Origin of the sequence: Streptomyces sp. NPDC005899, from assembly GCF_040629645.1 — a bacterium.
GTDB lineage: Bacteria > Actinomycetota > Actinomycetes > Streptomycetales > Streptomycetaceae > Streptomyces.
This window is the reverse complement of sequence record NZ_JBEXWB010000250.1, coordinates 1-9,508: the sequence shown is the minus strand read 5'-3', so window position 1 is coordinate 9,508 and position 9,508 is coordinate 1. Positions and strand designations below refer to the sequence as shown.

Annotated in this window: 7 protein-coding genes; 6 read left to right on the top strand and 1 reads right to left on the bottom strand. The window is 71.4% G+C overall.

All coding sequences use genetic code 11. From position 1 onward, the window contains the following. The 3 genes from ABZ371_RS23615 to ftsY form a co-directional block, all read left to right on the top strand. Positions 1-1,464, top strand: a 1,464-nt coding sequence (locus tag ABZ371_RS23615) for an AAA family ATPase (protein WP_358682976.1), incomplete at its 5' end; no start/stop codon positions are given. A 249-nt stretch (positions 1,465-1,713) separates the two neighbouring features. After that, complete coding sequence (locus ABZ371_RS23610; protein ID WP_358682972.1) at positions 1,714-3,132, top strand: sugar porter family MFS transporter; 1,419 nt, start codon at positions 1,714-1,716, stop codon at positions 3,130-3,132. Between the two features lie 335 nt (positions 3,133-3,467). Beyond that, the gene (ftsY, locus tag ABZ371_RS23605) at positions 3,468-4,673 is read left to right on the top strand and encodes a signal recognition particle-docking protein FtsY (protein ID WP_358682970.1); all 1,206 of its coding nucleotides are present in this window, start codon (positions 3,468-3,470) and stop codon (positions 4,671-4,673) included. Positions 4,674-4,745: 72 nt separating this feature from the next. Here ftsY and ABZ371_RS23600 read toward each other — a convergent pair whose 3' ends face one another. Further along, the gene (locus tag ABZ371_RS23600; RefSeq protein ID WP_358682968.1) at positions 4,746-5,393 is read right to left on the bottom strand and encodes a bifunctional DNA primase/polymerase; all 648 of its coding nucleotides are present in this window, start codon (positions 5,391-5,393) and stop codon (positions 4,746-4,748) included. A gap of 420 nt (positions 5,394-5,813) precedes the next feature. Here ABZ371_RS23600 and ABZ371_RS23595 point away from each other — a divergent pair, with 420 nt between their 5' ends. The 3 genes from ABZ371_RS23595 (at position 5,814) to ABZ371_RS23585 (ending at position 9,325) form a co-directional block, all read left to right on the top strand. Further along, positions 5,814-7,289: a hypothetical protein gene (locus ABZ371_RS23595; protein ID WP_358682966.1), complete on the top strand. Its 1,476-nt coding sequence runs from the start codon at positions 5,814-5,816 to the stop codon at positions 7,287-7,289. Between the two features lie 348 nt (positions 7,290-7,637). Further along, positions 7,638-8,990 (top strand): ammonium transporter, encoded by a 1,353-nt coding sequence (locus ABZ371_RS23590; protein ID WP_358682964.1) that lies wholly within the window; start codon positions 7,638-7,640, stop codon positions 8,988-8,990. After that, the gene (locus tag ABZ371_RS23585) at positions 8,987-9,325 is read left to right on the top strand and encodes a P-II family nitrogen regulator (RefSeq protein WP_358682962.1); all 339 of its coding nucleotides are present in this window, start codon (positions 8,987-8,989) and stop codon (positions 9,323-9,325) included. The genes ABZ371_RS23590 and ABZ371_RS23585 overlap by 4 nt, the downstream gene beginning before the upstream one ends. The last annotated feature ends 183 nt before the right edge of the window (positions 9,326-9,508 follow it).

Sequence of the window (9,508 nt, the reverse complement as noted above, 5' to 3'; positions counted from 1 at the left end):
GAGCTGGGCGAGCGGCGGCGGGCCGCCGACCGGGAGAAGTCCGGGGTCGCCCAGCAGCTCGGCAGGCTGGCCGGGCAGGCCCGCGGCGCCGCGGGGGAGGCCGAGCGGACGGCCGCGTCGGCGGCCAGGGCACAGGAAGCGCTCGAACGGGCCACGGAGGAGGCCGAGGAGCTGGCGGAACGGCTGCTGGTCGCCCGGGAGACGCCGGTCGAGCAGGAGCCGGACACCTCCGTGCGGGACCGGCTGGCCGCCGACGGGGCCAACGCGCGCCAGACGGAGATGGAGGCCCGCCTCCAGGTCCGTACCCACGAGGAGCGGGTCAAGGGCCTCGCCGGACGGGCCGACGCCCTGGACCGCGGTGCCAGGGCCGAGCGTGAGGCCCGGGCCCGCGCGGAGCGGCGCCGCGCCCGGCTGCGGCACGAGGCGGAGGTCGCCACGGCGGTGGCCTCGGGTGCCCGTCAGCTCCTCGCGCACGTCGAGGTGTCCGTCGTGCGGGCGCAGCAGGAGCGGACCGCGGCGGAGGCGGCCAAGGCCGGACGCGAGCGGGAGCTGGCCGCCGAGCGCGCCCGGGGCCGCGACCTCAAGGGCGAGCTCGACCGGCTGACCGACTCGGTGCACCGGGGCGAGGTGCTCGGGGCGGAGAAGCGGCTGCGGATGGAACAGCTGGAGACGAAGGCGCTTGAGGAGTTCGGTGTGGAGCCGGCCGGCCTGGTCACCGAATACGGCCCCGGCCGGCCGGTGCCGCCGTCGCCCGCGGCGGAGGGGGAGGAGCTGCCGGAGGATCCGGAGCACCCCCGCAACCAGCCGGCGCCGTTCGTCAGGGCCGAGCAGGAGAAGCGGCTGAAGGCGGCCGAACGGGCGTACCAGCAACTCGGGAAGGTGAATCCGCTCGCCCTGGAGGAGTTCTCGGCCCTGGAGGAGCGGCACCAGTTCCTGTCGGAGCAGCTTGAAGACCTGAAGAAGACCCGGGCCGATCTCCTACAGGTGATCAAGGAGGTCGACGAGCGGGTGGAGCAGGTGTTCACCGAGGCGTTCCGGGACACCGCCCGCGAGTTCGAAGGCGTCTTCTCCCGGCTGTTCCCCGGCGGCGAGGGCCGTCTCGTCCTCACCGATCCGGACGACATGCTGACGACCGGTCTGGACGTCGAGGCCCGGCCGCCGGGGAAGAAGGTCAAGCGGCTCTCGCTCCTGTCGGGCGGCGAGAGATCCCTTACGGCCGTTGCCCTCCTCGTCTCCATCTTCAAGGCGAGGCCGAGCCCCTTCTACGTCATGGACGAGGTCGAAGCGGCGCTCGACGACACCAACCTGCAACGTCTGATCCGGATCATGGAGGAGCTCCAGGAGAGCTCCCAGCTCATCGTGATCACCCATCAGAAGCGGACGATGGAGGTCGCCGACGCGCTCTACGGCGTCTCCATGCAGGGGGACGGCGTCTCGAAGGTGATCAGCCAGCGGCTGCGCTGAGGCGCCCTGCATCCGGGCGCGCTCACACCGTCTTCACCAAATCTACAAGCCTTCAATGCGCCTTCCGTGATCTTCGGGGTACGCGTGGGAAACCCAGCGGGCTCCACCCCGGTCTTGACTTCGAAACTTGAAGGCATACTCTCTGCAATGTTGTTTTTGCCTTCAAGTGGTGTTCGACTCGAAGTTGTGCGCCACTGGGAGGGCTCACCCCCCACGCCTGACGTTGCGGCCAGGTACCAGGAGATTCATGTGACCAGCACAGCGCGCGGACCGGAGTCCGGGGCCAGAGAGGCCCACCCGGACCATCTCGGCCATGTCATCTTCATCACGGCAGCCGCAGCGATGGGCGGCTTCCTCTTCGGCTACGACAGCTCCGTGATCAACGGCGCCGTCGAGGCCATCCGCGACCGCTACGACATCGGGTCGGGGACGCTGGCGCAGGTCATCGCCATCGCCCTGATCGGCTGTGCGATCGGCGCGGCCACCGCGGGACGCATCGCCGACCGGATCGGCCGCATCCGCTGCATGCAGATCGCCTCGGTGCTGTTCACGATCAGTGCCGTCGGATCCGCGCTGCCGTTCGCCCTGTGGGACCTCGCCATGTGGCGGGTCATCGGCGGCTTCGCCATCGGCATGGCCTCCGTCATCGGCCCGGCCTACATCGCCGAGGTCTCGCCGCCCGCCTACCGCGGCCGCCTCGGCTCCTTCCAGCAGGCAGCGATCGTCGTCGGTATCGCGATCTCGCAGCTGGTCAACTACGGCATCCTCCAGATCGCCGACGGCGACCAGCGCGGCGACATCGCGGGCTTCGAGGCCTGGCAGTGGATGCTCGGCGTGATGGTCGTCCCCGCCATCCTGTACGGCCTCCTGTCGTTCGCGATCCCCGAGTCGCCGCGCTTCCTGATCTCCGTCGGGAAGAGGGACCGGGCCCGGAAGATCCTCGAAGAGGTCGAGGGCAAGAACGTCGACCTCGACGCGCGCGTGAACGAGATCGAGACGGCCATGCGCCGTGAGCACAAGTCGAAGTTCAGCGACCTGCTCGGGAGCCGCTTCGGGTTCCTGCCGATCGTCTGGGTCGGTATCGGCCTGTCGGTCTTCCAGCAGCTCGTCGGCATCAACGTCGCCTTCTACTACTCGGCGACGCTGTGGCAGTCGGTCGGTATCGACCCGTCCGGCTCGTTCTTCTACTCGTTCACCACGTCGATCATCAACATCATCGGCACCGTGATCGCCATGGTCCTGGTCGACCGCGTGGGCCGCAGGCCGCTCGCGCTCATCGGCTCGGCGGGTATGGCCGTGGCGCTGGCCTTCGAGGCCTGGGCCTTCTCCGCGGACCTGGTCGACGGCAAGCTGCCGTCCGCCCAGGGGACCGTCGCCCTGATCGCCGCCCACGTCTTCGTGCTCTTCTTCGCCCTGTCGTGGGGCGTGGTCGTCTGGGTCTTCCTCGGCGAGATGTTCCCGAACCGGATCCGCGCGGCCGCCCTCGGTGTCGCCGCCTCGGCGCAGTGGATCGCCAACTGGGCGATCACCGCGAGCTTCCCGAGCCTGGCCGACTGGAACCTGTCGGGCACCTACATCATCTACACCTGCTTCGCCGTGCTCTCGATCCCCTTCGTGCTCAAGTTCGTGAAGGAGACCAAGGGCAAGGCGCTGGAGGAGATGGGCTGATCCCCGCTGCCCCTCTCCTCGTCACCGGCCACTGCCCCGGCCCGGCCCATGCCGGACCGGGGCGGTGTGCTGTCCCGTCGCACGGCGCGGGACGCGGGCCGGTGGTAGCCGGGAGGCCACGGGGCGGGGGCGAGCGAACTCGTGACGGAGGCGGAAGGGTGGGGTGGGTGCGGGCCCGCACCCGGAACCGGAACCGGCGCGGGGGCAGGCCGGCCGTCCTCCCGTGAGCAACGGGGCGCCTTTACCTCCAAACGGTGCATAACGCCATCGCCGTCCGCCTCCCGTCCCTCCACGACCGCCCCGGGAGCGCGGCGGTGGCCGATACTGGACGCGTTATGGAAATCGTCATCCTTGCTGTAGTCATCGCCCTGGTCGCTGTCGGCCTGATCAGCGGGCTCGTGGTCAGCAGCCGCAAGAAGAAGCAGCTGCCGCCCTCGGCGCCGTCGAGCACGCCGACCATCACTCCTCCCGCCGAACCCCGCGTCGGCGAGGAACCCGAGGCGCCGCGCGACGAAGCGCGGCGCACCATCGAGGAGGTCGGTCTCCCCGGCACCGAGGTTCCCGTCGGGGAAGCCCCGGTGGTCATCGAGCCGGAGGCCCCCGCGCTCGACGTGCCCGAGCCCACCGCGGGCCGCCTGGTACGCCTGCGCGCCCGGCTCGCCCGTTCGCAGAACTCCCTCGGCAAGGGGCTGCTGACGCTCCTGTCGCGCGACAACCTCGACGAGGACACCTGGGAGGAGATCGAGGACACGCTTCTCACCGCCGACGTCGGCGTCGCACCCACCCAGGAACTCGTGGAGCGGCTCCGCGAGCGGGTCCGCGTCCTCGGCACGCGCACTCCCGAAGGGCTGCGCGCGCTGCTGCGCGAGGAGCTCATCACCCTGCTGGGCCCCGACTTCGACCGCACGGTCAGGACGGAGGGCGGCGCGGAGACGCCCGGCGTCGTGATGGTCGTCGGGGTCAACGGCACCGGCAAGACCACCACCACGGGCAAGCTCGCCCGGGTGCTCGTCGCGGACGGCCGGAGCGTGGTGCTCGGCGCCGCCGACACCTTCCGTGCCGCCGCGGCCGACCAGCTCCAGACGTGGGGTGAGCGCGTGGGCGCCCGCACGGTCCGCGGGCCCGAGGGCGGCGACCCCGCGTCGATCGCCTTCGACGCGGTCAAGGAGGGCATCGCCGAGGGCGCCGACGTCGTGCTCATCGACACGGCGGGCCGGCTGCACACCAAGACCGGCTTGATGGACGAGCTCGGCAAGGTGAAGCGGGTCGTGGAGAAGCACGGGCCGCTCGACGAGATCCTCCTCGTCCTGGACGCCACGACCGGCCAGAACGGCCTGGTGCAGGCGCGGGTGTTCGCCGAGGTCGTCGACATCAGCGGCATCGTCCTCACCAAGCTGGACGGCACCGCGAAGGGCGGCATCGTCATCGCCGTCCAGCGGGAGCTCGGCGTGCCGGTGAAGCTCATCGGCCTCGGTGAGGGGCCGGACGACCTGGCCCCGTTCGAGCCGGGGGCGTTCGTCGACGCGCTGATCGGCGACTGACGCGCGTCCTTCCCGTGGTGCCCGAAGGGCGGTGAGCCTCCCGGAACCGGGAGGCTCACCGCCCTCACGCCGTCACCAGCGGTGGCATATGTACGCCAGGGTGCCGAGCAGCAGCCGTGCCTGCGGGGGAGCGGCCGCCGTGTCCGGCACCGGCGCGCGGAGCCAGCGGACAGGACCGAGGCCGGCCAGGTCGGACGGGGGCGCCGTGACGTAGGAACCCGGGCCCAGGGCCCGAAGGTCCAGGGCCGCGCCGTCCCAGCCCATCCGGTACAGCAGCCCGGGGAGCCCGGCGGCGGCCCCGGGGGCGACGAAGAACTGGGTCCGGCCGGTCGGCGTCACCGTCACCGGCCCCAGTGGCAGCCCCATCCGCTCCATCCGCGCCAGGGCGCGTCGGCCGGCGGCCTCGGCGACGTCGAGCACGTCGAAGGCGCGGCCCACGGGCAGCAGGATCGCGGCGCCGGGCACCCGGGCCCAGGCGGCCGCGGCGGCCTCCAGGGACGCGCCCGCCGGGACCTCGGGGGCGAAGCGCAGCGGATGCGCGCCCGGGGCGGGCCAGGCGGCGTCACCGCACGAGCAGGCGCCGGAGGCGGCCCGGGCACCCGGCGCCACCGCCCAGCCCCGCAGTCCCGTGTACTCGGCCACCGTCGTCGCGCCGGCCGCACGGCCGCGGCGCCGTGAGCCCGGTCGCATCTCGCGGATGCCGCCGATCGTGAAGCCCATGCCCCCTCCAACGGGTCCGACTCACCGGTGGTTACGACCCGGAGTCCTCGAGGTCCTCCGCCGCGGGTGATCCGACGACACCGGCGCGCTCCTCCGGGAGCGCGCGCTGCCCGAACGCGCCCCTGAATGCCTCACTCCGCTCGCCGCTGATCGCGCTCTGTCAAGTGAAGCGTGGGCACGGAGCCCCGGGTTCATCCGAAGGGGTGGCGAATGGTGGCGTTTCTGTCACCGACCTCGCCGACGGGGTGATCGAGGGGTTACTGTCGGTACTCGAGCCTGCAATTGCATGTGCGCTCGTGAGTATGCCGCCGGCAAGTCGGTCTACTGTTCGACGATGGCGGCGGCCGTGCAGACTGCACCGGTGCACAACACTCCGGCAGAGGCTCGCGTGACAGGTTCCGGCGGGATGGGGGCGTTCCAGTGGGTGGCAGCGGCGCAGACGAGACGAATGCCGGAAAGCGCGCCAACGCGCAGTTAGGATCCTGGTTCGTCCGCAGCGGCTGGTCCAAGGGTGAGCTCGCCCGCCAGGTGAACCGGCGGGCGCGCCAGATGGGCGCCCACCACATCAGCACCGACACCTCCCGCGTGCGTCGCTGGCTCGACGGCGAACAGCCGCGCGAACCGATCCCGCGCATCCTCTCCGAGCTGTTCTCCGAGCGGTTCGGCGCCGTGGTCGCCGTGGAGGACCTCGGCCTGCGCTCCGCCCACCGGTCACCCTCGGTCGCCGGCGTCGACCTGCCCTGGGCGGGCCCGCAGACCGTCGCCCTGCTCAGCGAGTTCTCCCGCAGCGACCTGATGTTGGCCCGGCGCGGCTTCCTCGGCAGCTCCCTGGCCCTGGCGGCGGGGCCCACCCTCATCGAGCCGATGCAGCGCTGGCTCGTGCCCGTCCCTCCCTCGCCGCACCCCGGGCCTGGGCAGAGCCCCACCGACACCCGCCCCTCGCGCCTCTCCCCGCCGGAGCTCGACCTGCTGGAGTCCACCACGGCGATGTTCCGCCAGTGGGACGCCCAGTGCGGCGGAGGACTCCGCCGCAAGGCCGTGGTCGGCCAGCTCCACGAGGTCACCGACCTCCTCCAGGAGCCGCAGCCCGAAGCGACCTCCAGGCGCCTCTTCCGCTGCGCGGCCGAGCTGGCGGAGCTCGCCGGCTGGATGAGCTACGACGTCGGCCTCCAGCCCACCGCACAGAAGTACTTCGTGCTCGCCCTGCACGCCGCCAAGGAGGCCGGCGACAAGCCGCTGGGCTCCTACATCCTGTCGAGCATGAGCCGCCAGATGATTCACCTCGGGCGACCCGACGACGCTCTCGAGCTCATCCACCTGGCGCAGTACGGAAGCCGTGACTGCGCCACCGGGCGCACCCAGGCCATGCTGTATGCGATGGAGGCCCGGGCGTACGCCAACATGGGCCAGCCCGGCAAGTGCAAGCGGGCCGTGCGGATGGCCGAGGACACCTTCGCCGACGCCGTCCTCGACGACGAGGCCGAGCCCGACTGGATCCGCTTCTTCTCCGACGCCGAACTCCACGGCGAGAACGCCCACTCCTACCGGGACCTCGCCTACGTGTCGGGCCGCAGCCCCACGTACGCCTCGCTCGCCGAACCCGTCATGGCCCGCGCCGTGGAGCTCTTCGGGGAGGACGACGAGCACCAGCGGTCGTACGCCCTCAACCTGATCGGCATGGCCACCGTGCATCTCCTCAAGCGCGAGCCGGAACAGTCGACGGTGCTGGCCACCCAGGCCCTGAGGATCGCCAAGAGGGTCAGGTCCGAGCGGGTCAACACCCGGCTCCGCAAGACCGTCGACACGGCCGCGCGGGACTTCGGCGACATCCCCGAAGTGGCCCGGCTCACCGACCTGCTCACCGAACAGCTCCCGGAGACCGCCGAAGCGGTCTGACCGGGCCACCGGCCACCGGCCACGGCGCTCGTCCCCGTACATCCGACCCGGCTCCCCCATCGCCAGGTCAGCGGACGACCGCCGTGGCCGGTTCCCGTCCCGGCCCCCGCGGCGGGCCGTCCGCCGCGCCGTATGCGGCGCGGACGGCGTGCCGGGCAGTGCACCGGGGCCGCCATCCGCGGTTCATTCGGACGTAACACGCCCGGTCCCTTCGTCACTGCGGTGAAACATCGTGCGGCATCCGTGGAAACCGCGCTGCGCGAATCTCATGGCGCATAACCGGCCCGCACCTTTTCACCGTGGTCCCGCACCCCCGCACGTGGCCGCACCGACGACGAGGAGACGCCGATGCCCCCAGGCATCACGACGCTTGCCGCAGACGCTCCGGAGCTGTCTGCCGCCAACACAGGGTTCATGCTCATCTGCACCGCTCTGGTGATGCTCATGACCCCCGGCCTGGCCTTCTTCTACGGAGGCATGGTCCGCGTCAAGAGCACCCTGAACATGCTGATGATGAGCTTCATCAGCCTCGGGATCGTCACGGTCCTGTGGGTGCTCTACGGGTTCAGCCTCGCCTTCGGCGGCGACGTCGGCTCCGTCATCGGCTGGAGCTCGGACTTCGTCGGTCTCAGCGGCATCGGCGTCACCGAGCTGTGGGACGGTTACACCATCCCCGTCTACGTCTTCGCGGTCTTCCAGCTGATGTTCGCCGTGCTCACCCCGGCCCTCATCAGCGGTGCCCTGGCCGACCGGGTCAAGTTCACCTCCTGGGCCCTCTTCATCACCCTGTGGGTCACGCTCGTCTACTTCCCGGTCGCGCACTGGGTGTGGGGCGCCGGCGGGTGGCTCTTCGAGCTCGGTGTCATCGACTTCGCGGGGGGAACGGCGGTCCACATCAACGCCGGTGCCGCGGCGCTCGGTGTGATCCTCGTCATCGGCAAGCGGGTCGGCTTCAAGAAGGACCCGATGCGGCCGCACAGCCTGCCGCTCGTCATGCTCGGGGCCGCGCTCCTGTGGTTCGGCTGGTTCGGCTTCAACGCGGGCTCGTGGCTGGGCAACGACGACGGTGTCGGCGCGGTCATGTTCGTCAACACCCAGGTCGCCACCGGTGCGGCCGTCCTGGGCTGGCTCGCGTACGAGAAGGTCCGCCACGGCTCCTTCACCACGCTGGGCGCCGCCTCCGGAGCCGTCGCCGGGCTCGTCGCCATCACCCCGGCGGGCGGTGCGGTCAGCCCGCTCGGTGCCATCGCCATCGGAGTCGTCGCCGGTGTCCTGTGCGCCATGGCCGTCGGCCTGAAGTACCGGTTCGGCTACGACGACTCCCTCGACGTCGTCGGCGTCCACCTCGTCGGCGGCATCCTCGGCTCCCTCCTCGTCGGCTTCTTCGCCACCGGAGGCGTCCAGTCCGACGCCAAGGGCCTCTTCTACGGCGGCGGCCTCGACCAGCTCGGCAAGCAGGCCGTCGGAGTCCTCGCGGTCCTCGCGTACTCTCTCGTCGTCTCCGCGGTTCTCGCCTTCCTCCTCGACAGGACGATCGGGATGCGGGTCAGCGAGGACGACGAGGTCTCCGGCATCGACCAGGTCGAGCACGCGGAGACCGCATACGACTTCAGCGGCGCGGGCGGCGGCTCGGCCCCCCGCACCACGGCGCCGGCGCCCGGTACGACGGCCGCCCCGACGAACAAGAAGGTGGACGCATGAAGCTCATCACCGCAGTCGTGAAGCCGCACAGGCTGGACGAGATCAAGGAGGCACTCCAGGCCTTCGGCGTCCAGGGCCTCACGGTCACGGAGGCCAGCGGCTACGGGCGCCAGCGCGGCCACACCGAGGTCTACCGGGGAGCCGAGTACACCGTCGACCTCGTACCCAAGATCCGCATCGAGGTCCTCGTCGAGGACGAGGACGCCGAACAGCTCGTCGAGGTCGTCGTCAAGGCGGCCCGGACCGGCAAGATCGGTGACGGGAAGGTCTGGAGCGTCCCGGTCGAGACCGCCGTCCGCGTACGGACCGGCGAACGCGGGCCCGACGCACTCTGACCGACGGGTCCGCCCCGGCCACGGGGCGGACCGAGCAGACGGAAAGGCAACTGGGTGACGAGCACCGAAGTGACCACCGAAGCAGAGGACTCGGGACCCAGCGGCTACGCGGCGGCCCGGCTGCGCCTCCTCCAGCCGGGGGGGCCGCCCGGGGCGGCGCCCCCGGGCGCCCGGGGCCGCCGG

Bases quoted from the DNA above. Each gene is read 5' to 3' on its own strand.
- ABZ371_RS23585 (WP_358682962.1), top strand. From the start codon at position 8,987: ATGAAGCTCATCACCGCAGTCGTGAAGCCGCACAGGCTGGACGAGATC.
- ftsY (WP_358682970.1), top strand. From the start codon at position 3,468: ATGGAAATCGTCATCCTTGCTGTAGTCATCGCCCTGGTCGCTGTCGGC.
- ABZ371_RS23600 (WP_358682968.1), bottom strand. From the start codon at position 5,393: ATGGGCTTCACGATCGGCGGCATCCGCGAGATGCGACCGGGCTCACGG.
- ABZ371_RS23590 (WP_358682964.1), top strand. From the start codon at position 7,638: ATGCCCCCAGGCATCACGACGCTTGCCGCAGACGCTCCGGAGCTGTCT.